This window comes from Actinomyces oris, assembly GCF_001929375.1.
Classification (GTDB): Bacteria; Actinomycetota; Actinomycetes; order Actinomycetales; family Actinomycetaceae; genus Actinomyces; species Actinomyces oris_B.
Map to the genome: position 1 here is coordinate 72,493 of NZ_MSGO01000029.1, position 25,966 is coordinate 98,458.

The 25,966-nt window shown below is 68.4% G+C and carries 21 protein-coding genes; 9 read left to right on the forward strand and 12 right to left on the reverse strand.

Going from position 1 to position 25,966, the window contains the following annotated elements; genetic code table 11:
* Positions 1-20: 20 nt before the first annotated feature.
* Both BKH32_RS06640 and BKH32_RS06645 read left to right on the forward strand, forming a co-directional pair.
* Complete coding sequence (locus BKH32_RS06640; RefSeq protein ID WP_075249203.1) at positions 21-1,553, forward strand: glycoside hydrolase family 32 protein; 1,533 nt, start codon at positions 21-23, stop codon at positions 1,551-1,553.
* 313 nt (positions 1,554-1,866) lie between these two features.
* Positions 1,867-3,933, forward strand: coding sequence for a PTS beta-glucoside transporter subunit IIBCA (locus BKH32_RS06645; protein ID WP_178384571.1), 2,067 nt, complete (start codon positions 1,867-1,869; stop codon positions 3,931-3,933).
* A gap of 83 nt (positions 3,934-4,016) precedes the next feature.
* Here BKH32_RS06645 and BKH32_RS06650 read toward each other — a convergent pair whose 3' ends face one another.
* Positions 4,017-5,045 (reverse strand): LacI family DNA-binding transcriptional regulator, encoded by a 1,029-nt coding sequence (locus tag BKH32_RS06650; RefSeq protein ID WP_075249205.1) that lies wholly within the window; start codon positions 5,043-5,045, stop codon positions 4,017-4,019.
* A gap of 111 nt (positions 5,046-5,156) precedes the next feature.
* Entirely contained in the window at positions 5,157-5,780 is a 624-nt protein-coding gene (locus BKH32_RS06655) for an SGNH/GDSL hydrolase family protein (RefSeq protein ID WP_075249206.1), read from the reverse strand.
* A gap of 319 nt (positions 5,781-6,099) precedes the next feature.
* Here BKH32_RS06655 and BKH32_RS06660 point away from each other — a divergent pair, with 319 nt between their 5' ends.
* Positions 6,100-6,945: a hypothetical protein gene (locus BKH32_RS06660; protein ID WP_430383790.1), complete on the forward strand. Its 846-nt coding sequence runs from the start codon at positions 6,100-6,102 to the stop codon at positions 6,943-6,945.
* 33 nt (positions 6,946-6,978) lie between these two features.
* On the opposite strand, the gene BKH32_RS06665 is transcribed toward BKH32_RS06660, so the two are convergent.
* The gene (locus BKH32_RS06665; RefSeq protein ID WP_075249207.1) at positions 6,979-8,100 is read right to left on the reverse strand and encodes a 6-phosphofructokinase; all 1,122 of its coding nucleotides are present in this window, start codon (positions 8,098-8,100) and stop codon (positions 6,979-6,981) included.
* Between the two features lie 230 nt (positions 8,101-8,330).
* Between BKH32_RS06665 and BKH32_RS06670 the strand changes: the two genes are divergently transcribed.
* Entirely contained in the window at positions 8,331-8,690 is a 360-nt protein-coding gene (locus BKH32_RS06670; RefSeq protein ID WP_075249208.1) for an RNA polymerase-binding protein RbpA, read from the forward strand.
* 8 nt (positions 8,691-8,698) lie between these two features.
* Here the strand turns inward: BKH32_RS06670 and BKH32_RS06675 are convergent, their stop codons facing one another.
* The 9 genes from BKH32_RS06675 to BKH32_RS06715 form a co-directional block, all read right to left on the reverse strand.
* Positions 8,699-9,538 (reverse strand): polyprenol monophosphomannose synthase, encoded by an 840-nt coding sequence (locus BKH32_RS06675; protein ID WP_075249209.1) that lies wholly within the window; start codon positions 9,536-9,538, stop codon positions 8,699-8,701.
* A 67-nt stretch (positions 9,539-9,605) separates the two neighbouring features.
* The gene (gene lnt / locus BKH32_RS06680; RefSeq protein WP_256691245.1) at positions 9,606-11,255 is read right to left on the reverse strand and encodes an apolipoprotein N-acyltransferase; all 1,650 of its coding nucleotides are present in this window, start codon (positions 11,253-11,255) and stop codon (positions 9,606-9,608) included.
* 58 nt (positions 11,256-11,313) lie between these two features.
* Positions 11,314-12,231 (reverse strand): DUF808 domain-containing protein, encoded by a 918-nt coding sequence (locus BKH32_RS06685; protein WP_075249211.1) that lies wholly within the window; start codon positions 12,229-12,231, stop codon positions 11,314-11,316.
* 58 nt (positions 12,232-12,289) lie between these two features.
* The gene (locus BKH32_RS06690; RefSeq protein ID WP_075249212.1) at positions 12,290-15,232 is read right to left on the reverse strand and encodes a DEAD/DEAH box helicase; all 2,943 of its coding nucleotides are present in this window, start codon (positions 15,230-15,232) and stop codon (positions 12,290-12,292) included.
* 21 nt (positions 15,233-15,253) lie between these two features.
* A complete protein-coding gene (locus BKH32_RS06695) occupies positions 15,254-16,225 on the reverse strand; it encodes a diacylglycerol/lipid kinase family protein (protein WP_075249213.1) in 972 nt (323 codons plus the stop codon).
* Between the two features lie 48 nt (positions 16,226-16,273).
* Positions 16,274-17,095 carry a twin-arginine translocase subunit TatC gene (tatC, locus tag BKH32_RS06700; protein ID WP_075249227.1) on the reverse strand — a complete coding sequence of 274 codons (822 nt, stop codon included), beginning with the start codon at positions 17,093-17,095 and terminating at the stop codon, positions 16,274-16,276.
* 45 nt (positions 17,096-17,140) lie between these two features.
* On the reverse strand, positions 17,141-17,401 hold the full coding sequence (gene tatA / locus BKH32_RS06705) for a Sec-independent protein translocase subunit TatA (RefSeq protein WP_004564895.1): 261 nt from the start codon (positions 17,399-17,401) through the stop codon (positions 17,141-17,143).
* Positions 17,402-17,512: 111 nt separating this feature from the next.
* On the reverse strand, positions 17,513-18,484 hold the full coding sequence (locus tag BKH32_RS06710) for a helix-turn-helix transcriptional regulator (RefSeq protein ID WP_075249214.1): 972 nt from the start codon (positions 18,482-18,484) through the stop codon (positions 17,513-17,515).
* Positions 18,485-18,486: 2 nt separating this feature from the next.
* Positions 18,487-19,524 carry a helix-turn-helix transcriptional regulator gene (locus BKH32_RS06715; RefSeq protein WP_178384570.1) on the reverse strand — a complete coding sequence of 346 codons (1,038 nt, stop codon included), beginning with the start codon at positions 19,522-19,524 and terminating at the stop codon, positions 18,487-18,489.
* 68 nt (positions 19,525-19,592) lie between these two features.
* On the opposite strand from BKH32_RS06715, the gene BKH32_RS06720 reads away from it, so the two are divergent.
* The 5 genes from BKH32_RS06720 to BKH32_RS06740 all read left to right on the forward strand — a co-directional run bounded on the left by BKH32_RS06720 (position 19,593) and on the right by BKH32_RS06740 (position 25,437).
* Entirely contained in the window at positions 19,593-20,765 is a 1,173-nt protein-coding gene (locus BKH32_RS06720) for a DUF3866 family protein (protein WP_075249216.1), read from the forward strand.
* Positions 20,758-22,146, forward strand: a complete 1,389-nt coding sequence (locus BKH32_RS06725; protein WP_075249217.1) for a sensor histidine kinase — start codon at positions 20,758-20,760, stop codon at positions 22,144-22,146. The genes BKH32_RS06720 and BKH32_RS06725 overlap by 8 nt, the downstream gene beginning before the upstream one ends.
* Positions 22,143-22,898, forward strand: coding sequence for a response regulator (locus BKH32_RS06730; protein WP_075249218.1), 756 nt, complete (start codon positions 22,143-22,145; stop codon positions 22,896-22,898). Before BKH32_RS06725 ends, BKH32_RS06730 begins: the two co-directional genes overlap by 4 nt.
* A 98-nt stretch (positions 22,899-22,996) precedes the next feature.
* Positions 22,997-23,788, forward strand: a complete 792-nt coding sequence (locus BKH32_RS06735; protein WP_075249219.1) for an ABC transporter ATP-binding protein — start codon at positions 22,997-22,999, stop codon at positions 23,786-23,788.
* Complete coding sequence (locus BKH32_RS06740; protein WP_075249220.1) at positions 23,785-25,437, forward strand: hypothetical protein; 1,653 nt, start codon at positions 23,785-23,787, stop codon at positions 25,435-25,437. The genes BKH32_RS06735 and BKH32_RS06740 overlap by 4 nt, the downstream gene beginning before the upstream one ends.
* Positions 25,438-25,966: the final 529 nt, after the last annotated feature.

The window sequence follows — 25,966 nt, forward strand, 5'->3', positions numbered from 1 at the left end:
GGCCCTGCTAACATCCAATCGTGACTGAGGACCTCAAGGGCCTGGCCCTGGATGCGATTGCCACATCCACGGCGGCTGATGACCCGGACTATCCCTGCTTCCACGTCGTCCCACCGGTGGGACGACTCAACGACCCCAATGGGCTGCTGGTCGACGGCGACACATACCACGCCTTCTACCAGCTCAGTCCCCTCCACCCCCACCGCAAGCTGGTCTACTGGGGGCACTCCTCCTCGACGGACCTGCTGCACTGGCGCCACCACGCCCCCGCCGTCATCCCGGACTCCTCCTACGACCGCTCCGGGGCGTACTCCGGCAACGCGATCGTGCTGGAGTACGCCGAGCTCGACGGCGCAGCCGCTCAGGTTCCTTACCACCTCTTCTACACCGGGAACCTCAAGGATCCGGTCACCGACGAGCGCACCGCCAGCCAGTGCCTGGTGACCAGTGGTGACCTGACCGACTTCACCAAGTGGCCCGGCAACCCCCTCATCCCCACCCATGCTGAGGGATACACCGCCCACTACCGCGACCCGCAGGTCTTCCGCGACGTCGACCGGCCGGGGGAGTACCGGATGCTCATCGGGGTCCAGCGCGCCAACGAGACCGGAGCCGCAGTCCTGTACCGTTCCCGGGACCTGGTCTCCTGGGAGCTGGAGGGAGAGCTACGCTTCCCCGGGGCGGGAGGCACCTTCGACTCCTTCGGGTACATGTGGGAGTGCCCCGGCCTGGTGCGGCTGAAGGACGAGGACACCGGTGAGGACTGGGACGTTCTCATCTGGTGCCCGCAGGGCATCACTCCCGACAGGGAGGGCTTTGAGAACATCTTCCCCTGCGTCTATACGGTGGGTCACCTCGTGGGTACTGAGCTGCGAGACACCGGCGGGGTCTTCTACGAGGTCGACCGGGGCTTCGAGTTCTACGCCCCTCAGGTCTTCGCCCGGCGTCCCTCCGAGCCAGGGCCGGTGCTGCTGACCGGATGGGCGGGCAATGCCTCCGAGGACGACCAGCCCTCCATCGAGACCGGACAGTGGGTCCACGCCCTGAGCATGCCTCGGATGCTGAGACTCAAAGCGGGCCGACTCATCCAGCGCCCTGCCGCTTGTCTCCCATCCGCCGCAGGCGAACCGGCTCTCGTGGGTGAGTGCCTGGAGACGGGCATCTACGAGGTCGATGACCTCAGTGGGCACCGCAGCTGGCAGCTGCACCTGGAGGCCGACGCAGAGCAGACCACGGGGCCGTGGGGACTGCGGATCGGATCGGATGACTCGCACGTGGACATCACCCTGGACGGGCGGGTGCTTCGGGTGGATCGCTCCACCTCCCGCTATACCCAGCACGGCTCCACGCGCGCAGTGACACTTCCTGAAGGATGCGAGCCGGTGCTGGAGGTCATCCATGACCGCTCGCTGACTGAGGTCTTCGTCGGTGACGGGGCGCTGGTCCTCACCCTGCGCAGCTTCGTCGACATCAACAGCTCGGGAGCACGGCTGATGGTGGAGGGGAGCCTTGCGCTGACAACTGGCAGCACGAGGACTCTCGCACCGTCCTGAGGCCTTCCCGACCTCGCGTCGCCACGGGAGCAAAGAGTTTCTGAGCAGGGCGAAGACAGGGAGGCTTATTCACAGCATCCATCAAACACGCTGTGACCTGCGCAGATGCCGGCGTTGGCTACCCCTGTGAATAAGCCTCAGGGAATAGATCAGAACCCTTCTCTCCGGTTGCAGGGTGCTCTAACTCACTGTAATGTGACTATCGATTGACACAGGTGTGGCCGCAGGGAGTCAGCGATGATCCCGACCGTTGGGTTTCCCCGCCCTCCCAGGTGCTGCGGTCCCATCACGAGAAAGGAACCCCCGGGTGGCAATGGATCACGCCCGCGTGGCGAAGGACGTCCTGACGTACGTCGGTGGCGCCGACAACATCAACGCAGCAGCGCACTGCGCAACGCGTCTGCGTCTTGTCCTCAATGACATGGACAAGGTCGACCAGAAGGCTCTCGACAAGGACCCCGACCTCAAGGGCACCTTCATCGCGGGCGGCATGTTCCAGATCATCGTCGGACCCGGAGACGTCGACCTCGTCTTCTCCGAGATGATCCGAACCGGAGGGGTCAAGGAGGTCTCCAAGGACGAGGCCAAGGAGCAGGCCGCCAAGGGCGGCAACCCGCTCTCCCGCTTCATCAAGGCAATCGCGGATATCTTCGTCCCGCTGCTTCCGGCCCTGGTCGCCGGCGGTCTCATGATGGCGATTCACAACGTCCTCACGGCCGATTTCTTCACTGCGCCTTCCTTTGTCACCTCGGACAACCCCACTGGCGCCTATGGACTCGTCGACCGGTTCTCGTGGCTTGCCGACTACGACGACGTCATCAACCTCGTATCCTCGGCAGCCTTCGCCTTCCTGCCGGTGCTCGTCGGCTTCTCCGCAGTCAAGCGCTTCGGAGGCAACGTCTACCTGGGTGCGGCCATGGGGGCCGCCATGGTCTCCACTCAACTGACCAGCGCCTACGAGATCGAGACGGCTCGACAGGCCGGCACCATTGAGGTGTGGCACCTCTTCGGCCTGACGGTGGACAAGATCGGCTACCAGGCCATGGTCATCCCCGTCCTGTGCGTCTCATGGCTGCTGGCATACATCGAGAAATGGCTTCACAAGCGCCTGTCGGGAACTGCCGACTTCCTGCTGACCCCGCTCATCACGCTGCTGGTGACCGGCTTCCTCACCTTCGTCGTCGTCGGCCCTCTGGCACGTGAGCTCTCCGACGGCATCACCAACGGCCTGAGCTGGCTGTACACGACCGCCGGACCCGTGGGTGGCTTCCTCTTCGGCCTGGTCTACTCGCCGATCGTCGTTACCGGATTGCACCAGTCCTTCCCGGCAGTGGAGCTGCCTCTCATCGCACAGATGAGCAGCGGCGGTCCCGGCTCCTTCATCTTCCCGATCGCCTCCATGGCCAATATCGCCCAGGGCGCCGTGACCCTGGCGGTCTTCCTCCTGACCAAGGACTCCAAGATGAAGGGTCTGGCCGGTGCTGGTGGTGTCTCGGCGATCGTCGGTATCACCGAGCCCGCCATCTTCGGTGTCAACCTGCGTCTGCGCTGGCCATTCTTCATCGGGATGGGCGTGGCCTCCCTCGGGGGCGCCGCCGTCGCCCTGCTCGACATCCACAACCAGGCTCTGGGCGCCGCCGGATTCGTTGGCTTCGTCTCGATCGTTCCTGACGACATCGTCAAGTACCTCATCCTCGAGGTCATCGTCTTCTTCGCTGCTTTCGGCGCTGCCTTCGCCTATGGCACTACCCGTGGTAAGGCCTCTCTGGCCGGTGACGACGTCGACGCCGATGAGGCCGCCCTGGAGGCCGAGGCCATGGCCGAGCATGCCGAGACCGTCGAGCTGCCCGCCGAGGCCGCCGAGGACTTCACCGTCACCGCTCCGATCCAGGGGCGCGCGATCCCGCTGTCCGAGGTGGAGGACCAGACCTTCGCCTCCGGCATGCTCGGGCCGGGCATGGCCATCGCCCCCGCCGAGGGGCCGGTCGTCTCCCCGGTCGACGGCGAGGTCCTCGTGGCCTTCCCGACCGGTCACGCCTACGGTCTGCGAGCCGCCAGCGGAGTCGAGCTGCTCATCCACGTCGGCATGGACACCGTCCGGCTCGAGGGCAAGCACTTCAGTCCCAAGGTCAAGGCCGGTGACAAGGTTCTGCGCGGCATGCCTCTGGTGGACGTCGACTGGGCCGCCGTCGGAGCCGCCGGCTACCAGACCGTCACCCCGATCGTCGTCTCCAACGCCCAGGGTTACAAGGGCATCGAGGAGCACGGTGCTGGAACGATTCACCGGGGCGAGGCCCTCTTCGACGTCGTGCGCAAAACCGACGACTCCGATGACGACAAGAAGGATGCTCAGGTCGACGCCGCACAGGCCAATGCCTGATCCATTCAAGGACTGTCTGCGACACTGATACGTGTGGGCCCCAACCATCAAGGTCGGGGCCCACACGTATCCTCAGCGGCTTGCTAGGCGGTACGGCCGGGCAGCAGTCTCACCGGCATGGGGGAGGGGGCTTGCTGGGCGCTCCCAGACTCACTCGACTGTTTGTTCTCCGAGGAGACGGCGGTGGTCGACTTGATCCGGTTCAGGAGCAGGTCGACTGCCGCTCGTGCCAGCTTGGCAATGGGCTGCTGAATCGTGGTCAGCGCAGGCAGAGCGTGCTGCATGGCGATGGTGCCGTCAAAACCGATCACCTTGAAGTCGTCCGGGATCCTCAGGTCGCGCTCGGCCGCCCACTCCATCACTTGCGCGGCAGCGAGATCATCGGTGGCGAAGACCGCGTCGATGTCGTCGGCCACGAGGTTGAGCCGCTCGCGAATGAGGCCGGGGCGCTCGCTATTGGGCGTGTTGAAGTCGACGGTGAGGACCACCGGCTCGATACCTGCCTGCTGGAGCACCTGGCGGTACCCCCTCTCCCGCAGGTTGTGGATTCCGGTGCGCGACGTCAGCAGGGCCGGGCGGCGCGCCCCCCGCTTGAGCAGGTGCTCGGCGGCGAGTCGACCGCCGGCTTCGTTGTCGCAGCGGACGTTGGGGACGACGGGGGAGAGGTCCCGATCGACACTGACCAGGGGCAGGTGAATCGAGCTGTAGTCCGCCAGACCGTCGTTGTGGGCGCTGGAGATGATGCCATCGACCCGGTGGGAGACGAGCAGGTCGAGGTACTCACGCTCCCGATCCGCCTTGCCCATGGAGTTGCAGACGAAGGTCCGGTAGCCGCGCTCTGCGAGGAAGTCCTCGACATGCTCGGTCAGCTCGCCGAAGAAGGGCAGAGCGACGGTGGGGACGATCAGTCCGATCGAATGCGTCGACTTGCCGTGCAGTGCTCGGGCGATCTGATTGGGACGGTAGTTGAGCTGAGCGATCGCCTCAGCCACCCGCTCCCGGGTCTCTTGGGAGAGGTAGCCGCGGTTGTTGAGTACGCGGGAGACTGTGGTCAGCGAGACGCCTGCAGCCTGGGCGACATCCGCCAGTGTGGGTTCGCGGTGTGACTCCACGAGTGGGTCCTCGAGCTCCTTCAGTCGGTCACGGTGAGTGCGATCTACTGCCAAGCATATGCCTCGAGGGGCTCATTACCTAACTGACCTGCGTAAACGTGGGCGAAAGTGTTACGTGCCGGGCAAGACTTCGGCGTAGAAGGAGATCATGGCGCGGGCCATCTGGGCGTGTCCGGCGTCGTCGGGGTGGAGCTGGTCGATGGCCAGACGGTCCTCGTCGCCGTCGATGGCCGCGCTCAAGGCGTCGGTCGAGGTCAGGCCCAGGGAGGTGGCCTTCTCGTGGACGAGGCGGTGGATGGCCTGGAAACGTGGGCCGCCGTCCAGGGAGGGGAAGTAGGGAGCGATGATGACCGGTGCACCCCGCAGGCGTGTGGCGATGAAGCTGAGGTCGTGGTCGATCGCCTGCTCGACCAGCTCACGCTGAGAGGGGAGGAAGGCGGCGTCGTTCAGGCCCAGGCTGATCGTGACGACGTCGGGCTCGCAACGCAGAACGGCTTCCAGCCAGGTGGTGTCACGGCACGACGGCGAGCGTTGCCCGCCGGGCAGATGGCCCCCGCGTCGTGCGAAGAAGCCCAGGCCGTCCGCCGCCAGGTTCACTTCCCGCCACCGCTGATGCTCACACACGAGCGAGGTCCAGCGATTGCGAGGATGGCTCAGGGCTCGCCAACCGGTGGTGATGGAATCACCGAGGAAGACAGCAGTGGGGAAGTGGTCGGAGTGAGGGATCGTGGACACGGCTACGGACAGTAGTTCTCCAGGCTGGGAGGAGCCAGTGCGGCTCAGCGGTCATCTTCCTGCGACATCCTGCGGCGCGCCTTGGGAGAGCACCACGCCAATGAGAATGACATAATGTACATTATCGGCGTTAAGTGGATGAGGCTTGTTCTGCTGAGGACCGTGCTGCGGCGTCATACGACGGTGTCCGGCACAATCGTCGCCCGATAACATCGAACAAATGACTATGCCCTCACGTGAGACCAAGGGCCATGGACGCGCCATAGTGGCACATGGCACAGACCTAATCGCCTTGATCGACGCGGGTAACGTGACCTCGGTGCGCCTGCACGAGCGCTATGGTTTCACCACTGTCGGCACTGTCCCGCAGGCCGGCGAGAAGCGCGGTCAGATCCTCGATCTGACCCTCATGAGCCGTTGCCTGAAAGGATCCACCATGTGCTGTGACCAGATCAAGCCCGCCGACAGCCACCGACGGGTCGATGCCGACCAGTCCATCGAGCTTCAGCCCGAGGAACCCGCCGTCACCCAGTGGCAGGTCAGCGCTACCGATGAGCTCGTGGCGCACCTGCTGAGCCTTGTCGGCACGCCCCAGGGGCGGCCGGCGATCATCGCTGTCGACGGGCGAGGCGGTTCGGGCAAGACCACACTCACCACGGCGCTGGCCGCGGCCGTCCCCGGCGCGCAGGCCTTTCACTTGGATGACCTCATCTGGAACGAGCCGCTCTACGACTGGGACCAGCTGTACGTCGACACCCTGACTCAACTGCGTCAGGCCGGCAGCCTCGACCTTGTCCCGTACAAGTGGCGCGAGCACGGACGCGAGGGCTCCATCCGGATCCCGGCCGGCTCTCCCCTGGTCCTCGTCGAGGGGACCGGGGCGGGTCTGGCCGCAGTGCGCAGCCTCATCGACGCACACGTGTGGGTCCAGACCGGTGACAACGTGGCCGAGCGCCGCGGCATCAAGCGGGACATCGCTGAGGGAGTCAACGGCGACGCCGAGGAGTCGGTGCGTTTCTGGCACTGGTGGATGGCCGGTGAGCGCCTCTTCTTCGCCAAGGACCGTCCCTGGCGGCGCGCAGACGTTATCGTCTCCGGTGACGCTCCCGCCGGTGTGGGGCCCGGAGAGATCGCCTGGACTCCGGGGCCGCTCCTGTCCCGCTGAGGCCCGGCTCTTCGCTGCTCAGGGCGGGGTCCGTCAGTCCCCCAGCGCGGTCCCCACGGCGCGAGCGGCCTGGATCCACTCGTGGTCGGCCGGGACGAACTTGGTGTGGCCGGCCACATCCTTGAGCGGCACCAGCTCCGTGCCGTGACCGCGGTCGGCGACCATGACGCCGTAGCGGCCCTCTGCGATCGCGTTGGCTCCCGCCACGCCCAGGCGCGTGCCCAGGAGACGATCCGCTCCGCAGGGCGAGCCGCCGCGCTGGACGTACCCCAGGATGGACACGCGCGCCTCCAGCCCGGTCAGGCTCTCCAGCTGCTCGGCCAGGGTGAAGGTGTTGGCGCGGTGGGAGGCCTCCAGGCGCTTGACGCCCCGCTTGGCCATCGCCTTGCGCTCGGGGCTGGAGGCGTCCTTGACCAGGGCGCGGGCGTGCTCCAGCTCGGCGTGATCCGTCACGGACAGCGCCCCCTCGGCCACAGCCACCACGGAGAAGGACGAGCCGTGGGAGCGGCGCCGCTCGATCTTGTCCGCGATCGCGTCCACCGAGTACGGAATCTCCGGCAGCAGAATGACATCCGCCCCGCCGGCGATGCCGGCGCCCAGGGCCAGCCATCCGGCTCGGTGCCCCATGATCTCGGTGAGGATGATGCGGTGGTGGGAGTGCGCCGTCGAGTGCAAGCGGTCCACGGCCTGAGTGGCGATCTCCAGGGCCGTGGCGAAGCCGAAGGAGGAGTCGGTGTGGACGATGTCGTTGTCAATGGTCTTGGGCAGGTGGATGACGTTGAGACCGGTGTCCATGAGGCGTTTGGCGTTCTTCGCGGTCCCACCCCCACCGAGGCAGACCAGGGCGTCGATCCCGTCCTTCTCACAGTTCTCCACGATGGTGGGCACCATGTCGCGGGGCTCGCCATCCACCATCATCCGATGCACCTTGTCCCGGCTGGTTCCCAGCATGGTTCCGCCGGTGGTGAGGATCCCGGACAGAGCGGCCGGGTCGAGCTCGGTGAAGCGGTTCTCCGCCAGGCCGCGCATGCCGTCCCGGAAGCCGATGAGCTCCCAGCCGTGCTGCTGGATCGCCGCCTTTCCGAAGCCTCGGATCGCTGCGTTGAGTCCCGGGGCGTCGCCGCCCGCCGTGAGAATGCCGATGCGCTGAGCCATGGGACCAAGTATGCCGGTCCCCGCTGGCCCGCACAGGCTATAGACGCCTGTTCCGGCGATTCCGGCGATGCTGACGGAAGGGAAGGTTCTTCGCTGACACGGGTCGACGACGTCGCGTTAGACGCCAACCGGTATCATCATTACCCTGATCGCGTCGATGCCGGGGAACCCGGTGGGAACCCATCAGAACCAGGACACCACGAGAGACGAGCCACAAGGAGACCAGAAGCATGGCAGACCGCGCACTGCGAGGCATGACCATCGGCGCGAAGTCGATGGAGTCGGAGGACGGCGTCGAGTTCGCCGAGCGGATGATCATCAGCTACGAGTGCCCGATGGCGCACGTCACCAGGATCCCGATGTCCACCGAGGCCGAGGTGCCTCCCACCTGGGAGTGCCCCGAGTGCGGTCAGCTCGCCGCCCGGCGCGGTGAGGACGAGCCCGAGCCCGACGAGCCCAAGAAGACCCCGCGCACCCACTGGGACATGCTCCTGGAGCGCCGCAAGGTCGATGAGCTCGAGGTTCTCCTCAATGAGCGCCTCGAGGCGCTGCGCAGCGGTGAGGTCTACCGCGAGCGGGTCGGCGGCTGACGGGACCGTTAGGAGCGCTTCTGCCGCGATGAGCTCGACGGACGTTGCTGCCGGTACCCGGCGGTGGCCCGGCGGCGCTTGTCGCGGGCGGCGCGCAGCCTGCTTCCAGCGAGCTTGGCCGCATCGAGCAGCTGGCCGGAGCGCTTGGCCACTCCCCAACGGGTCACGAGGGACAGCTCCTCGGTGAAGATTCCCCCGGAGAGCTTGGACTGGCCGGCCTCCCGCTCCAGGAAGGTGATCGGCATCTCCACGATGCGGCCGCCAATCTCGTCAACCAGCTTGGTCATGTTGACCTGGAACCCGTAGCCGAGAGCCTCAACCTTCCCAAGGTCCATGCGCCGCAGGATCGAGGCGCGGAAGACCCGGAAGCCCGCGGTGGCGTCCTTGACACGCAGACCCAGCATGGCGTTGATGTAGAGGTTCCCGGCCTTGGACAGGGCCACGCGCTTGGCGTCCCAGCCCTCGGTGGCGCCGCCGGAGACCCACCGCGAGCCGATGACGAGGTCCGGCTCGTCGGCCATCTCTGCGCGCTGAATGAGCAGGGCCAGGTCCTCGGCGCGGTGGGAGCCGTCGGCATCCATCTCCACGATGAGCTCGTAGCCGGCGGCCAGCGCCCAGGAGAACCCGGCGAGGTAGGCCGGGCCCAGCCCGTTCTTCTCCGAGCGGTGCAGGACATGGATGTGGGAGTCCTCGTGCGCGCGGGTATCGGCGTAGTCGCCGGTGCCATCGGGGGAACCGTCGTCGACGACGAGAATGTCCGCCTCGGGAGCATGCTCGCGGACCCGGTCCAGTGCCGTGGGCAGGGACTCGATCTCGTTATAGGTGGGGATGACGACGAGTGCCTTCACTTCTCTCTCCGAGGTTGGGGGCTGTGTGGCGCCGAGGCTAGTGGCGGCGCCCTGAGGTTATCTGAGATCAGCGGCGACGCCGGCGATCCCCGGCCGCAGCCACTGCCTTCCGCCCTGGGCGCAGCCGGCTCAGAATACCGGCTCCCACCAGTGCGCCTGCACCGGCGAGGAGGATGATGCCGGGGGCGGCACCGAGCCGGTCGGCGACGGTTTGCGAGCTGCGCAGCGGAACGTCGGCCACGAGGCTCGCCTGGGTGTAGGGCCGGGTGACCTGCTCGACCTCACCGCGGGGGTTGATGATCGCGGTGTAGCCGACGGTGGAGGCCTGGATGACGCTGCGGCCGTGGACCACCGCCTGGACACGGCCCTGGGCGAGCTGCTGGGCCGCCTCGCCGGAGTCGAGGAAGGAGGCGTTGTTCGTCGGGATGATGATCGCCTGCCCGCCCTGTGCGACACCCGTGCGCAGGGCGTCGTCGTAGGCGACCTCGAAACAGATGCCCATGGCGAAGGTGACGTCCCTGCCCTGGGTGACGGCCGGAACCGTCAGTGTGCTGGGGCCGGTGCCGGGCAGCATGTCGATGCCGACCCGATCGACCTGGGTGGTCAGGCGCCGCACCAGGGAACGGGAAGGGATATATTCCGCGAAGGGCACGGGCCGATGCTTGCGGTAGTAGGAATGAGCCGTTTTCCCGGAGACGTCTCCGGGATTCCAGATGAGGACGTCGTTATAGCGGATGTCATCGACGACAGGAACCGCGCCCACGAGCACCGGCGCCTGGACCGCCTGGGCGGCCTCATCGACAATGGTCGCCGAGGCAGGATAGTCGCGAGGGTCCAGATCCGCGGAGTTCTCCGGCCAGATGACCATGTCGAGGCTGCCGGGGCCGACGTCGGCGGCCAGCTGCTTCGTCGCCGTGGCGTGGTTGCCGGTCACCTCCAGGGCCCGGTTGAAGGCGTCCTCGAAGTCGGTGGCCACATTGCCCTGGACGGCTCCGACCCGGACGGTGCCGTTCTCAGCGCGCGTCTCCAGTGGCAGCGTCCGCGGCGCAATGAGCGCAGCCGCTGCGAGCACTGCGCACAGGAGGACCGGCACGGCGCGGCGCTCATAGACGGATCGAACTGCATGAGCGATGCATGCGGCCGCCAGTGCCACCAACAGCCCCACACCGGCGCTGCCGACATAGGCCGCCGCCGGCAGGACGGGGGCATCAGCCATGGCGAAGGCCAGGCGCCCGAAGGGGAAACCGCCCAGCGGCCACACCGAGCGCAGCTCCTCCACCCCGGACCACAGCACGGCGAAGAAGAGCACGCCAGCCGCGCCGGCAGGTACGTGCCGCGTAAGCCGCCCTCGCCGGGCAGCCCCCTGGAGCAGCGGCAGGCGGCTCACCAGGGACCAGGTCCCACCGAGCCCGGCCAGGTAGAGGGACTCGAAGAGCGTCAGCGCGATCCAGCCGATCGGGTTGCCCATGCCCACCATCGTGAAGTGCAGCAGAGGGGCGAACAGACCGAAGCCGTAGAGCAGTCCCAGACCAGTGCCCGCCCAGAAGCGGCGGCCGCTGATGAGGAGCATGAATGCCCCGACCCCGATGAGGGCCGACCACCACAGGTTCACCGGGGGGAAGGCGGCATAGGTGGCCAGGCCCGCCAGCAGCGCCACCGCCGCCGGGGCTGATCGACGAAGCCAACGGGGAGACTGAGAGAGCAACCGGGTACGCATCCGGGAGGGCAACCGAGAGGGCACTGTCACGCGTTGAAGCATACGGGCACGTTGACGGTTAACCTTCGTGACGGCGGGCCAGAGCATGGTGCACGGGCTGCCAGGCCAGGGCCAGCAGGGTGCCGATGACGGCTCCGATGAGGCAGGACATGGCCGTCCCGGTGATCCAGGACAGGACCGGGTTGTGGGCGAGCTCCTCGGTCCACTCGATGGCGTGATGCAGCGGGTGGAAGCCGACCTTGGCGAGGTTGACCGCCAGGATGTGTCCGCCGACCCACAGCATCGCCACGGTCCCGACGATCCCGATGCCACGGAAGAGCGCCGGCGCAGACGTCACAATCGCGCGGCCAAGGGAGCGGATGGTGCCGGTGCGGCCGTGGCCCGCCAGGTGCGCTCCGGCGTCGTCGAGCTTGATGAGGGCTGCCACCAGGCCGTAGACGGCGAAAGTGATGAGCAGGGCGATGAGGACCAGGACGATGATGCGCCGCATGGAGGACTCCCCCTCCACCTCGGCCAGGGCCAGCAGCATGATCTCGGTGGACAGGACGAAGTCCGTGGTGATGGCCTGACGGACGATCTGGGCCTCGTCGACCAGGCCGGACTCCTCCTTGGTGTGAGCAGTACCTCCGAAGCGCTCCAGGATCTTCTCCCCGCCCTCGAAGCACAGGTAGGCGCCGCCGATGACGAGCGCCACCGGCAGGAGCCACGGCGCCACGGCCGTCAGCAGCAGGCCGATCGGCAGGATGATGAGGAGCTTGTTACGCAGCGAGCCCAGCGTGATCTTCTTGATGATCGGCAGCTCCCGGTCCGGGGTGATACCGGTGACGTACTGGGGCGTGGTGGCGACGTCATCGACGGCGGCCGCCGACACCTTCGCGGAGGCCTTGACGGCCACGGAGGCCGTGTCGTCAACGGTGGACAGTGTCAGCTTGGCGAGCGTGGCGATGTCGTCAAGAAGGGCGAAGAAGCCTGACATAGGGGCATGAGTCCTGTCGTCCGGAGTATCGGCTGGAACGAGGGTACTAGCCGCAGTGTCACACGGCGGACCAGCTCACCACTCCCCTATTGAGATCCAGGGAGGCCTCTGCGGCGCGCATCGACAGGCCGGTGACGGCCCTGGACTGCTCGGGGCTGGCATCCGGTGGTGGCGAGAGGCTCGCGATCTGGCCGACGACGTCGAGCAGCTGCTTGCACCAGCGCACGAAGTCCCCGGCCGTCAGCTCAGTGGCATCCAGGATGTCCGCCAGCTGCGCGCCATCGCACCAGGCCTGGACGGCCCCGGCCAGTGCCGGCTCTGCCCCCGAGGACGCCTCGATGCGGGCCAGGGACTCCAGGTCTTGGATTCGGTGCGAGACCCCCAGCTGTGTGCGCAGGCACTGGCCGAGCCTGGATGCGGGCGTCACGGGCAGCCCGATCGACTGGGCGCTCAGTCGCGGCTCGTAGACGCAGGCGCTCAGCGCCCCGGCCAGCTCTGCGGCGCTGAGATCCTCGAAGACTCCCGTGCGCAGGCACTCGGCGATGAGTAGGTCCCGCTCGGCATAGATCCGGGCCAGCACCTTGCCTGCGCCGGTCACCCGCAGCTCGCGCTCCGGGTGGCCCCGGTCCACCGGGTGCAGATAGCCCAGCTCGAGCAGCACCTCGCAGACGGCGTCGAAGAGGCGGGCGATGGTGCCGGTGCGGGTCTCGATGCGTCGCTGGAGGCTGTCCGCATCGGCCTTGGCCCGCGACCACTTGCGGCCCACCCGAGCGTGCTCCTCCCGGTCGGGGCACCCGTGGCAGGGGTGGGAGCGCATTTCGTGACGCAGTCGCTCAAGGTTCTCGATCGCGCTGTCTCGGCGGGCCTGCGCACGGCTGGAGCGGGTGCGTGTGCGCTTGCCGCCCCCTTTCAGGTCCCCGGAGCGCAGAGCATCGACCAGACGCTGAACGAGCCGGTCCCGGTCCCGGGGCCGATGCGGGTCCACCGAGTCCGCCACCCGCAGCGCGCCCACGCGCATGACGCCGTCCGGTGCCGTGTCGGGGGTCAGCGCGACGACTCGCGAGTCCTCCCCCAGCACCGAGATGGTGGGGGTCCCGGTCCGGTCGGCACCGACCTCCAGGACGATGCCGTGGCGGCGGCGTCGGCCCTTACGGAAGACGACGACGTCACCGCGTCCCAGCGAGCTCATGCTCCGGCCCGTCTCACTTCGGCGCGCCGAGGCCTTGTCTCGCGACAGGTCCGCCTCGGCGTCGGCGATGGCCTGGCGCAGGGAGGCGTACTCGCGGAAGTCGCCCAGGCGGCAGGTCATGTCCTTCTCCAGGCCCTCCAGGCTGCGGCGCTTACGGCGAGCCTGAGCGGCCAGCTCCACGACGCCGCGGTCGGCCTGGAACTGGGCGAAGGACTGCTCGAGCACCTCACGCACCCGCGTCCGCGGCATGCGCTCGAGCAGGTTGACGGCCATGTTGTAGGTCGGCCGGAAGGCGGAGACCAGCGGGTAGGTGCGCCGGGAGGCCAGTGAGGAGACCGTGGCCGGCTCGACGTCGTCGGCCGTCAGCACGACGGCGTGACCCTCCACGTCGATGCCGCGGCGCCCGGCCCGACCCGTCAGCTGGGTGTACTCCCCCGGGCTGAGGGTGACGTGGGCCGATCCGTTCCACTTGCGCAGCGACTCCAGGACGACGGTGCGGGCGGGCATGTTGATCCCCAGCGCCAGGGTCTCGGTGGCGTAGACGACCTTGACCAGGCCCGCGCTGAAGAGCTCCTCCACCGTCTCCTTGAACACCGGCAGCAGCCCCGCATGGTGGGCCGCGACGCCACGCTCCAGGGCGTGGGCCCAGAAGTGGAAGCCGAGGACCCCCAGGTCGCCGGCGGGGATGTCAGCCGTGCGCCGCTCAATGACCTCCCGGATCCGGGCCGCCTCGGCCTCGGTGGTCAGGTCCACCCCGGCGCTGACCACCTGGTGGACGGCCTGCTCGCAGCCCGCCCGGGAGAAGACGAAGACGATCGCGGGCAGCAGGCGCGCCCCCTCCAGGGCCGTGACGACCTGCAGACGAGAGGGCGGCTTCAACCTGGCCGTGCGAGCTCCCCCTTCGCCACGGCGAGGAGCCCGTCCGCCCCGTGCGGAGCGCTTCCAGGGCTGCGGCCCTTGGGCCGAACCGCCACCGCGGCCTCGGCAGCCGTTCTTGGAGCCGCCTGTCGAGGCGGCGGCACGCCGAGCCTGCTTGACGGCCTTGAGCAGCTCGGGGTTGAGCGGGGGCTGCCCCGCCTGTCCTGTCTGCTCGGACTGGTCGAGCTGGTCGGACTGCTCGGCCGCGTCCGCGGGGTGGGAGTACAACGGCAGCAGCTTGCGACCGACCATCATGTGCTGAGTCAGCGGGACGGGGCGATCCTCGGAGACGACGACGGCGGTCCTGCCTCGCACCTGGCCGAGCCAGTCACCGAACTCCTCGGCGTTGGAGACCGTGGCGGACAGGGAGATCACCTGGACCTCGGCGGGCAGGTGGATGATGACCTCCTCCCACACCGGCCCGCGGAAGCGGTCGGCCAGGTAGTGGACCTCATCCATGACCACGAAGCCCAGCCGGTCCAGGTCGCGTGAGCCCGAGTAGAGCATGTTGCGCAGCACCTCGGTGGTCATGACCACCACGTCCGCGTGAGGGTTGACGGAGGTGTCACCGGTGAGCAGCCCCACCCGCTCCTGACCGTGCCGGGCTACGAGGTCCAGGTACTTCTGGTTGCTCAGGGCCTTGATGGGGGCGGTGTAGAAGGTCTTGAGCCCTCGGGCCAGGCCCAGGTGCACGGCGAACTCCCCCACCACCGTCTTGCCGGCGCCCGTCGGGGCGGCGACCAGGACTCCCTCTCCCCTCTCGATAGCGCCGCAGGCCTCCTCCTGGAAGGGGTCGAGGGGGAAGTCGTAGCCCTGGGCGAAGCGGGCGAGCTCACTGCTGGAAGCAGCCTGTCGACGTCGAGATGCGGCATAGCGCTCTGTTGGTGAGCTCATGGCAACACCCTACGGGCCGGATCAGCCCTGAGCAGGTAGGAGCAGCCGGACGGCGTCGGGGACCGCCTCGAGGCGCAGGGGCAGCTCGGCCAGCGGCTCCCCGTCGGCGAAGGGATGAGGCGGTGGGCGCATCCCCCGGTCACGGCCGGTTCGCTCAGCGAGCGCCTCAATGGTGACGATGCGGCTGCGCTCCACGTGGACGGCCGGGTCGGTCAGGTGCGTGCCGCGGAAGAGCCGGCGGAAGAGGGCGAGCAGGTGGGTGCGGCCCACGGGGTCCAGTCGCAGCACCTCCAGCAGGCCATCGGTGGGGTCGGCCTGGGGTGCCAGGTCCATGCCGCCGCCGACGTAACGGGTGTTGGCCGCCGCCAGCAGGAGCGCCGGCCCCTCCCAGGTGCCCTCGTCGGTGGTGACCCGGTAGCCGTAGGGCGCCAGCGTCGCGAGCTCGGCGGTGAAGGCGCGCACGTAGCGTCCCTCGCGGGCCGGCCAGGAAAGGGTGTTGGCGCGGGCATTGACGGCGGCGTCCACCCCGGCACTGACCACGGCCAGGGACCAGCGACGCTGCGGGGCCAGCAGGGTGCCGTCGGGACGGGATGCGTAGATCGCGTCCACCGCCGTCATTGTTCCCTCACCGGACAGCGCCTGGTTGATGAGGCGGGCGGAGGCCTCCGCGTCCCGGCTAGGCAGATTGAAGTGCCTGGCGATGTCATTGCCGGTGCCGGTGGCCACGATGCCCAGAGGCACGCCCGTCGTGGCGACGATGTCCACCCCCAGGTGCACCATGCCGTCCCCGCCGACGACGACCAGTGCCTCAATGTTCCGGTCCGGCCCGTCACCCAGGAGGGCCCGTCCTGCGTGGCGCGCCTGCTCGTAGGAGCTGCCACGGACGTGGAGGACCTCATGGCCGGTCTCGGTCAGGATCTGGCGGGCGACGTCGTCGGCGGCCGCATGACGTCCTCGGCCCGAGGAGGGGTTGGACAGCAGAGCGATACGCATAGAAGGAACGAGAGCGACTAGTCAGGCAGGAACGGGAGATGCACCCGGCTACTCGGCCAGGGCGGCCTCGAGCTCGGCGTCGAGCTCAGCGCGCTTCCTCTCCACCCGTTTGTCATGCTTGATGGAGATGAAGCAGGCCAGGAAGTACAGACCGGTGATGGGCAGGGACATGAAGATCATGGACCAGGGATCCGGCATCGGGTTGACAATGGCCATAAAGGTGACAATGCCCACAATGGCCCAGCGCCAGCCCTTGAGCATGGTCTTTCCCTGCATGAGCCCGAGCATATTGAGGGCGACGAGGACCTCGGGCAGGAGGAAGGCGATGCCGAAGGCGAGGACCATCCTCATGATGAAGGACAGGTAGAGATTCGCCCCGATCACTCCGGCAGTGGGGCCGTTAGGGATGAAGCTGGTGAGGATGGACACCGCGTGCGGCATCACCCAGATCCCCAGAGCCGCACCGGCCAGGAAGAGGAGCAGGCCGGCCGTGCCATATGCCCAGGTGTAGGCCTTCTCCTTGCGGGTCATGCCCGGTCCCACGAAGGCCCAGAACTCGTATATCCACAGCGGGGAGGAGAACAGGATGCCGAGCCAGATCGACACCTCGAGCTTCATGTCGAAGGAGGCCAGGATCGTGTCGAAGTTCAGGGTGAGATGCGCGCCCTTGGCATTGGCCTGCTCGATGGGCCGGGTGATGAGGGCGAAGGCTCGCTCGTAGACCAGATAACCGACGACCGTCATCACCATGACACCCGCGGCGGAGACGAAGAGACGTTGGCGCAGCTCGCGCAGGTGGTCCCCGATGGACATGCGCGCCTCGGGATTGTCCTTGCGCCTCGATCGCTTGATCTGAGGGAGCTTGGTCACCACGGCCTCCTTCATCTGCAGGTCACTGGCTCTCGCCGGATGACATCACTTCTGGGATGAGCCCTCGGCACTCTGAGCGGTCTGGCCGGACTGGGTGGGCTCGGTGTAGTAGGTGCCCTCCTGCGGCTGCTGAATCTGAGCCTGGGAGTCCTTGGAGTCGTCGTCGCGCAGCTCCTTGACCTCCTTCTTGAAGACCTTCATGGACTGGCCCACGCTGCGGGCGATGTCAGGCAGCTTCCTGTAGCCGAACAGCAGGATGACGACGATGAGCAGGAAGATGATGTGCGACGGCTTAAAGAGGTTCACGGCGCTGCTCCTTGTGGTAGGGGCTATCGATACGGGCTGAGTGTAGCCTCCCGGGCGGGTGCCTCAGAACGAGGGTCCTGATGGTTCTCCCCAAGGCGGACGGGGCAGGACTCAGCAGTTGTATAAGGTCAGAGCCTGTTTGGCGGCTGCTGCGGCCTCCTGGGCGAGATCCGGGGGCTCCACTGCCACGAGATGGCGACCCGCTGAGAGGACCAGGTCGATGAGCCAGGCGCGGTCACGTCCCTCAACGACGACCCTGAGGTGGCCGTCCGCGGTCTCCTCCTGGGAGAGGCACGGGACCTGCTCGGCGAGCCAGCGGCCCGTCGGATGCATCACCAGGGTGGCGCGAGGTCTGTTCCCCGTGGAGTGAGCGGCTTCGGGGCGGTTCCCTCTGCGTGAGGCGCGATGTCGCACAGAAGGGGTATCGAGCAGCGTGACCGACGTGATCCGGTCCAGGCGGAAACTGCGTTCGGCCTTCGCACTGAGGCACCAGCCCACCAGCGTCATATGTGATCCATCACTTTCCAGCGCGATGGGGTCGACGTCCCGCTCCGAGGGGGTGTCGGTGGCGGAGACGTAGACCAGGTGCAGGCGGCGCCTGTCCCGCAGAGCGGAACGCACAGCGGCCAGGACCCGGGGCGTACGCCCGGAGCGGCCGGCGTGCTCTGGCCCCGGGCCGGCGGAGGCGCCCGTGGTGAGCAGAGCGGTCACCGCCTGCTGGGTGGAGGTGATCACGGGGGCCGAGGCTTCGTCGTCGACCAGGAGGTCGGCGAGCACCCTGAGCGCCATGAGCAGAGAGATCGCCTCCTGCCGGGTGAGGCGAACCGGGCGGTCCAGCCCCAGCGGTTCGGACAGGCGCAGGCGCCCGGCCTCGAAGTCCGCGGCGTCGAAGTCCACGAGGTCCCCGTGCATGCCACCGGGCAAACCGGAGACCCACAGCGTGTTGACGTCGCGCTCAATGACGGCCGGGGCGACGCCGAAGTGCTCGGCGGCCTCCGTGACGGTCACCCCGGGGTGCTCCGCGACCCAGGCGGGCAGGGCGAGCAGGCGCGTGAGCTGGTCGGAGGCGGATGCGCGCGCCATCGTCACTCCCCCTCCGGTACCGTGAGCCCGGCGGCGCCTCGCAGGTGGGACAGGACCGCCTGTCGCAAGGAGTCGGGGGCGAGGACGACGACGGCGTCGCCAAGAGCGGCCACGGTTCCGGCGAAGGAGAAGGGATCCTCATAGTCGACGGCGATGAGATCACGGCCCTCCAGGTGCGCAGGCAGGTCGGCCGGAGGTGCCTGAGCCGGATCGAGGTGGGCTCCGGCCAGACGCAGTCCCAGTGCCCGGCCAGGCAGGGCGGCGAGCAGCGCGCGCCGGCGGCTGGGGGCCTTGGCGGGGAGCCGGGTGAAGGCCCCCGGGCTCCCGTGGACGGTGACTGACCCGGTGATGCGGGCCAGGCGGAAGGTCCGCAGCCTGACGGCGGCTCCTTCCGGTTCCTCCGGTTCCCTGCTGTCATCTGGGCTGTGGGTGCCTGTGGGCTCGACGGCGTCGAGGTACCAGGCGCCCTCGGCCAGGCGCAGGTGGTGCGGCTCGACAGTGCGGGCCCGGGTGCTGCCCGAGCGGGCCGAGACGTAGTCGAAGGTGACCAGACGACGCTCGTCGACCGCGGTGATGAGCTCCTCGGGGATCTCGTCACCGGACAGGTCCGCGGTGAGGGCCGGCAGACCTGCGGAGCTGTTTCCCGCCGGTCCCTCACTGACGGCGCGCAGCTTGGTCAGGGCCCGCCGGGCCGTGGCGGGTAGATCGCCGTCACGCCAGGCGGAGGCGGCCAGGCTCAGGCAGGCGGACTGCTCAGCGCTCAGGTGCAGCGCGGGCAGGGTGTAGTCCTCCTCAATGATCCGGTACCGGGGTTCCTCGGGGCGTCCGGTGGCGGTCACCTCGATACCGAGCTCGCGCAGCGTGTCCTTGTCCCGCTCGAACTTGCGGCGAGCTGACAGAGGGTTGGTGGAGGGGTCCGCCAAGCCGTATCCCGGCACGCCGGCCACGATCTCCTCGGCACTGAGACCAGTGGTGGTGTTGCGCAAGGTGAGCAGAAGGCTCACCAGGCGCTCCTCGGTGCTACGGGTCGGCTGGCTCACGGTGCCCCAGCCTAGGAGAGTCCGGTGGCCTGCGGCTGGTGACGCGCGTGCCCGGATAGTCTGCCGCCATGATGTGGCGCGACGGCGTAGTGACCGGGACCAGGACGGCATGGGGACCGGCGGGGCGATCCTGCGCCGAGCTGGACGTGGAGATCGTCGGGGCTCCGAGTGGTGCGGGCGGCCTGCTGCCCGGCCAGCGGGTCCGCGCGGTCGCCTACGAGGCCCTCACCGGGCTGCCCGACGCCGGGGAGCGGGTGAGGCTGGAGGTCTCGGCCCTCGACCGCGCCCTGGGCACGGGTGGGCACGCCATGGTCAGCTCTCGCCTGGACGTCCTGCCCACCGACCCGCCGCGCGAGGGGCACCTCGTCAAGGCCCGCTACATGCCGGACCAGGTCATGGTCACCGGTGTCGACGAGCAGGGCACGGCCCACCACGGCCTGCTGTCCCAGCCGATCGGCAGTCTCGACCTGGAGGCGATGCCGGTGGTGGTGGCCGACCTGCACTCGAGCCTGCCGGCGGTGCTCGCCGGGCTGCGCTCCGACGCCGACGAGGAGCAACCGCGCGTCGTCTACATCATGACCGACGGCGGGGCCCTGCCCCTGGCCTACTCACGTGTCGTTGCCGCCCTGAGCCAAGCCGGGTGGCTGAGCGGAACCATCACGGCCGGGCAGGCCTGGGGCGGCGACGTCGAGGCGGTCAGCGTCCACAACGCGCTCCTGGCGGCCCGCCACGTCCTGCACGCCGACGCCGCCGTCGTCATCCAGGGGCCCGGGAACCTGGGCACCGAGACGCCCTGGGGCTTCTCCGGGGTGGCCTGCGGGGACGCGATCAACGCCATCGCCACGCTGGGCGGGCACCCGGTGGCCTGCCTGCGTGTCTCCCAGGCCGATGCCCGCGCCCGCCATCGGGGCGTGTCCCACCACTCGATGACGGCGTACGGGCGGGTCGCGCTGGCGGGGGCCGACGTCGTCGTCCCCGACCTGGAGGGCCCCTTGGGGGCGCAGGTGCGTCAGGAGGTCGAGGCCCTGTGCGGTCCCCGGCCGGGTGCCGAGCAGCACCGGCTCGTCGAGGTTCCCGCTGACGGGCTCCTGGAGCTGCTGCGGGCGGCGGAGGTGGAGACCGGAGTGAGGCTGTCCACCATGCGACGGGGTCTGGATGAGGACACGGCAGCCTTCATCACCGCGGCCGCGGCCGGCCGTCACGCGCGCCGGATCCTGGACGAGGAGACGGAACATGGCTGATCGAGACGGCCGACTTAGGACAGCGGCCCACGGCGCGGCGCTGCCGCTGACCGCGAATCTGTCAGCGGCCTACGACTGGAGGGCTCGTCACCGCACGGTGCCGGGGCGAGGAGGTCACTGGACACGGTACTCGGTCCCGGTCGTGGATCTCGCCCTGGGGACCGTCTTCCTCGCCTTCGCTCTGGAGTCGGTCACGTTCATCCTGCGCTTCGGCGGCTACGCCGTCTATATCGCGGACTTCGCCCTGTGCCTGGCGCTGGCGCTGGCGCAGTTCGGCAGGCTGCGTTTCCTGCGTGCCTCCTTCATCGCGACCTATGCCCTGCTGGCGGCCTACGCGATCCTCGTGGCCCTCTCCCCCGTCAACCTCGGCCTCAACCCGATCATCGCCACGGCCATCACCAGTCTCTACACCGTCACCCGCTGGGAGCCCGATCGGCGCTGGGGCACGGCGGCGCTCCTGCTGGCGCTGGCCGGCGCCCTGGTCAACCCCGTCACCTTGGCCTCCTACACCCGGCCCTACGAATCAGATACCAACCCGATGACAAACAGCGGCTGGAACGAGGCCATCCTGGTCGCCCGCACACTCACCGGCCTGGTCTTCGTCGGTGCCGTGGTGCTCACCTACCTGTTGGCCTCCTCCCGGCGCCGGATCGCCGAGAACCAGGCCCTCGACGTCGGCATCGCCGCAGCCCAGGCGGTTGCGGCCGAGCGCCTCAGCCTGGCCCGAGAGCTCCACGACCTCGTGGGCCACAGCCTCACCACGATCAAGGTGCAGGCCGCCACCGGCCTGGCCCTGGGCGGTGAGGAACGGCTGCGCAGCACGCTGACCACGGTGCGTGACACTGCCGATGCCTCCCTGGCCTCCGTGCGCCGGCTCGTCTCCGTCCTGCGCTCCGACGCCGGCGAGATCACTCCGTTGGCGGACCTGCGGACCATCCCGGCCCTGATCGAGACCACCCGCAGCTCAGGTAGCCGGATCAGCGCCGCGCTTCCCGAACCGGAGGTCCTGGATCACTGCAACTCGGCGTGGTCGGCGATACAGCGTCTCACCCTCGTGCGTCTCGTGGGAGAGACCCTCACCAACGCCGTCAGGCACGGAACCGGCCAGATCGAGATGAGCCTGACACTGTCGCAGGACTCCTGCCACCTCCACGTCACCAACCCGGTGCCCGACGTCGTGGAGCACTCCCCCTTCGGCGGCAGCGGGCTCGCCGGCCTCGAAGAACGGCTCAGGCTCGTGGGCGGAACCATGACCTACGGCGTCCACGACGACGAGGACCACAGCATCTTCACCATCGACGTCGACTTTCCCGTGGCGCCGCTCGAGCTGCCCGCGAGCGCCACGGTGGCCGGCGAGACAGCCTCAGGAGACTCCAGATGACGCTCAGTACGACCGGTGCGATCAGGGTGGCCGTTGTCGACGATCAGCCGCTTCTGGTCAGTGCTTTCAGTGCTCTCGTGGCTGCGCAGCCCGATATGGAGGTGGTCCTGGAGGCCGTCAACGGGCGTCAGGCCGTCGAGGGCTTGACCGCTCTGGCCACCGGTGCCCATGGAGGGGCCGATCTGGTACTCATGGATCTGCGGATGCCGGTCCTGGACGGGGTCAGTGCCATTCGTGAGCTGCGGTCCGCGCCGGTCACCGACTCTTTGCGGATTCTGGTCCTGACGACCTTCGACGATGAGGATCTCGTCCTGGCGGCTCTGGGTGCAGGCGCCCACGGATTCCTCCTCAAGGACGCCGAGCCGACGACGCTGCTGGAGGCGATCCGCGTCGTCGCCGGCGGAGGGTCCTGGCTGGATCCGGCCGTCACCGGTACCGTTCTGGCGCACCTTGATGCGGGTGGCGGACCCGGTGCCCCGCAGTCGTCGGCCTCACCGTCGGCACCGGTCGATGGGGCCGTGCCCGTTGTGGGGGCGCCGTCGGGACCTTATGAGGCTCTCACCGGCCGGGAGGACGCCGTACTCGCTTTGGTGTGCCAGGGGCTGAGCAACGCCCGGATCGGTGAGCGGCTCCATGTCGCTGAGTCGACAGTCAAGTCGCATGTCAAGACGATCCTGGGCAAGACGGGCTGCCGCAACCGGGTCGAGCTCGTCATCTACGCGCTGACCACGGGGCTCGTCCAGCCGCGGTAGCCCTCCTCCCCAGGGAGGAGACGGGGGTGTGGGAGCGGGCACGGACTGTATCCCTGGTGGGGATCCGTTGAGGTAACGGTGCGCACGAGCATGGGGTCATGAGCGAAACCGCCATGACGTCAACTCCTCCCTCCCCCACCTGCACCACCGGCACCGCCCCCGGGCTGAGACTGACGGGGGTCTCGAAGTCCTTCAGCCGTCAGCAGGTGCTCTCCGGCCTCGACCTGTCGGCCTATCCCGGCCGTGTCTACGGGCTGCTCGGTCTCAACGGGGCGGGCAAGTCGACCGCCTTCAATATCGCCCTGGGGCTACTCAAACCCGACGCCGGCCGCGTGGAGATCCTGGGCGTTCCGTTCTCCCGTCACAGCCTGGCCCGGGTGGGGGCCTCCATTAACGGCCCCGCCCTCTTCCCCCAGCTGTCCGCGCGGCGCAACCTGCTTGTCCACTGCCGCCTGACCGGCACCTCCCCGGCGACGATCGACCCGCTCCTGGAGCGTGTCGGGCTGGCGGGAGTCGGCAGGAAGCGCGCCGGCTCCTTCTCCACCGGCATGAAGGTGCGCCTGTCACTGGCCATGGCGCTCCTGACCGACCCGGAGATCCTCATCCTTGACGAACCCCAGAACGGGCTGGACCCCCAGGGCATCATCGAGCTGCGCGATCTTGTGCGGATCCTGGCCGACGAGGGGCGCACCGTCGTCGTCTCCAGCCACCAGCTCGGGGAGATCGCCCGCATGAGTGACGACATCGGGGTCCTGGCGACCGGGCGCCTCGTCTACGAGGGGCCCCTGGCCGACTTCGCCGAGGCCGACGACGAGCGAGCCATGGAGGCGGCATTCCTGGCCGCCGTCACTGCTGGTGGGCGCCGCACTGAAGGGGAGACGCAGGCATGAGCACCTCCGGCACCGCCGTGCACGTGAGCCTGTGGGGCCTGGTGCGTGCCGAGATCACCCGCAGCCGGCGCACCTTCACCTGGGGAGTCATCGGGGCGACCCTCATCTTCACCGTTCACACCATCATCCTGGCGAACGCCTCGATCTCTTCAGGCGTGGTCAAGGAAATCCAGTGGAACGGCAATGCTCTGGCGTGGATGCACCTGTACGCCGGGGCCTTCGCGGTTCCGCTGGGGCTGCTGACCGGGGCGATGGCCCAGTGGCGTGAGCAGCGGTGGCGCCAGGGCGGGACGGCCTGGCGCGCCGTCGAGCCGCTCCGGGTGGTGACCGCCCGCATCGTGGTCCTGAGCCTGTCCGCGTTGGCCTGTCAGGTGGCACTGGTCGCCCCGGTGGTGGGGCACGCCCTCATCGTGGGCAACGGCTGGGGGCCCTGGGACAGGTACTTGCTGTTCGCCACCTACATGTGGATCGTCGTCACCGGTGCCTGCGCCTGGGGCATGGCGGCATTTCGAGTGGCTCGAGCCGTCGCCGTCGGGGCCGCTCCTGTCCTGGGCTTCGTCTGGTCCGTGGTGGGCGTGGGACAGGCCGAGCGGAGCGACTGGTGGATGCTCCCGTGGGCCTGGACGGCGAGAGTCCCGTTGCCCCTGCTGGGCGTGCACGGCAACTCCGTCCTGCTCGAGGAGGGCTCGCCGGTGTGGGGATACTCGCTCCTGCCCGGGTTCCTGCTGACAACCGGCCTGACCCTGATCGGCGTCGGACTGGCCTTTCTCTGCGGCGCTCCTGGTGGCGTCGGGTCCTCGACTTTGTCGGTTTCCTGGCTCAGCCGGCTGCTTCCCGGCAGGGACCTCGACGACGGCGTGTTACCGGAGGCCGGCCCGGATCAGGCCTTGGCGCAGACTCCGCTGTCGCCGCCCCGCAGCACCCCGGCGTTCCGCGCCGCGCCCGTCACCCGCATGGCCCGTGTTCCTGGGAGGCGCAGTGCCCTGCTGGCAATGGTCGGCGTCCTGCCCTGGATCGTGTGGGTGGTCCTGGCGGCCCTGCTGCTCGCCTGCCTGGGGGCTATCCGCGTCGCTTACCCGCCAGACTATGGTCAGATCCTCCTCGAGCTCGTTGGTGTGCCTGTCGCCGCGGCCGTCACCGGCATCACGGTGTGGGGGCGTCTGCAGCCGGCCTGGCGCGCCCTCATCACTCGCCGGGGTGCCGGAGGGATTCTGACCTCAACCGCGATCCTCAGTGCCCTCTTCCTCCTCCCGGTCCTGGTCGTCTCCTGGATTGTGACCGTCCTGGGCGACACTCTGACCCGCACCGACCCGAGCCTGCCGGCGGTGACCGGCCCGGTCTACGGGTTCATGGTGATGCCGGCCGTGGCCTTCATGATTGCGGCTGTCAGCCTGGCGGTGGCTCTGAGTACCCGGATCGTCGTGGCGATCGTCCTCAACGTCATCCTGGTCGTCATGGGGCTGCTCATCGGCGGTAACGAGGTCATGGCGGCCACCTGGTTGTGGCGGCTGGCGCCCTGGGGCTGGATGGGTGTCGCTCACCAGTTCCCGGGACGCTGGTTGATGATCGTCGGCCTCAGCCTGCTCATCGGGTCGGTGGCGATGGGGGCAGCGGTCCTGGGAGCCAGGCGCGCCGCCATCCGGGAGTGAGTGGGGCTGCTGATTGGGATGTGTGGATGGTGGGGAGGTTCGTGTCGGCTGCGAAGATGGAGGCTTGCCCCTGGGCGCGGGGTTCCGCCGTGGGGGATGATGTTCCAGTGTCGTGATGTTTGCTCGCAGCTCGCGAACTGAGGTGGCGGGATGTGAGGTGCGGTGGACGGCCGGGGGCCGGTTGACCTCCGAGTAGTGCCTGGAGCTGAACGCGCCGTACCGCGGCCTACTCCATTCCCCAAGCCCCTGACATCTGTGTCCTGACTGGCGAGTTCGTAGGTTAGCCCGCGTGTTCGGGGGTTAGGGGTACGACTGCGGCATCTACCCTACGACCGTGTGCGCTGGGGCTTAGTGGTGGGTCTCGGCGGTGTGCTGTGAGGCCCTTGGTGTCACGATTGGCGACTTTTAGGGTGTCCATTGGCCGACGTGTCCGACCCTGTACTGCTCTGACCTGCGCATACGTGCCAGGGCGCGACGGTCATCGGCCAGGTGAGCCCCCTAAAAGTCGCCAATCGTGACACCGCACTCG

Excerpts from the sequence above, each read along its gene's own strand:
- BKH32_RS06695 (WP_075249213.1), bottom strand. The coding sequence starts at position 16,225 with ATGCGTATCGCTCTGCTGTCCAACCCCTCCTCGGGCCGAGGACGTCAT.
- BKH32_RS06670 (WP_075249208.1), top strand. The coding sequence starts at position 8,331 with ATGGCAGACCGCGCACTGCGAGGCATGACCATCGGCGCGAAGTCGATG.
- BKH32_RS06645 (WP_178384571.1), top strand. The coding sequence starts at position 1,867 with ATGGATCACGCCCGCGTGGCGAAGGACGTCCTGACGTACGTCGGTGGC.
- BKH32_RS06710 (WP_075249214.1), bottom strand. The coding sequence starts at position 18,484 with ATGGCGCGCGCATCCGCCTCCGACCAGCTCACGCGCCTGCTCGCCCTG.
- BKH32_RS06740 (WP_075249220.1), top strand. The coding sequence starts at position 23,785 with ATGAGCACCTCCGGCACCGCCGTGCACGTGAGCCTGTGGGGCCTGGTG.
- BKH32_RS06720 (WP_075249216.1), top strand. The coding sequence starts at position 19,593 with ATGATGTGGCGCGACGGCGTAGTGACCGGGACCAGGACGGCATGGGGA.
- BKH32_RS06690 (WP_075249212.1), bottom strand. The coding sequence starts at position 15,232 with ATGAGCTCACCAACAGAGCGCTATGCCGCATCTCGACGTCGACAGGCT.
- BKH32_RS06730 (WP_075249218.1), top strand. The coding sequence starts at position 22,143 with ATGACGCTCAGTACGACCGGTGCGATCAGGGTGGCCGTTGTCGACGAT.
- BKH32_RS06725 (WP_075249217.1), top strand. The coding sequence starts at position 20,758 with ATGGCTGATCGAGACGGCCGACTTAGGACAGCGGCCCACGGCGCGGCG.
- BKH32_RS06735 (WP_075249219.1), top strand. The coding sequence starts at position 22,997 with ATGAGCGAAACCGCCATGACGTCAACTCCTCCCTCCCCCACCTGCACC.
- lnt (WP_256691245.1), bottom strand. The coding sequence starts at position 11,255 with ATGCGTACCCGGTTGCTCTCTCAGTCTCCCCGTTGGCTTCGTCGATCA.
- BKH32_RS06685 (WP_075249211.1), bottom strand. The coding sequence starts at position 12,231 with ATGTCAGGCTTCTTCGCCCTTCTTGACGACATCGCCACGCTCGCCAAG.
- BKH32_RS06665 (WP_075249207.1), bottom strand. The coding sequence starts at position 8,100 with ATGGCTCAGCGCATCGGCATTCTCACGGCGGGCGGCGACGCCCCGGGA.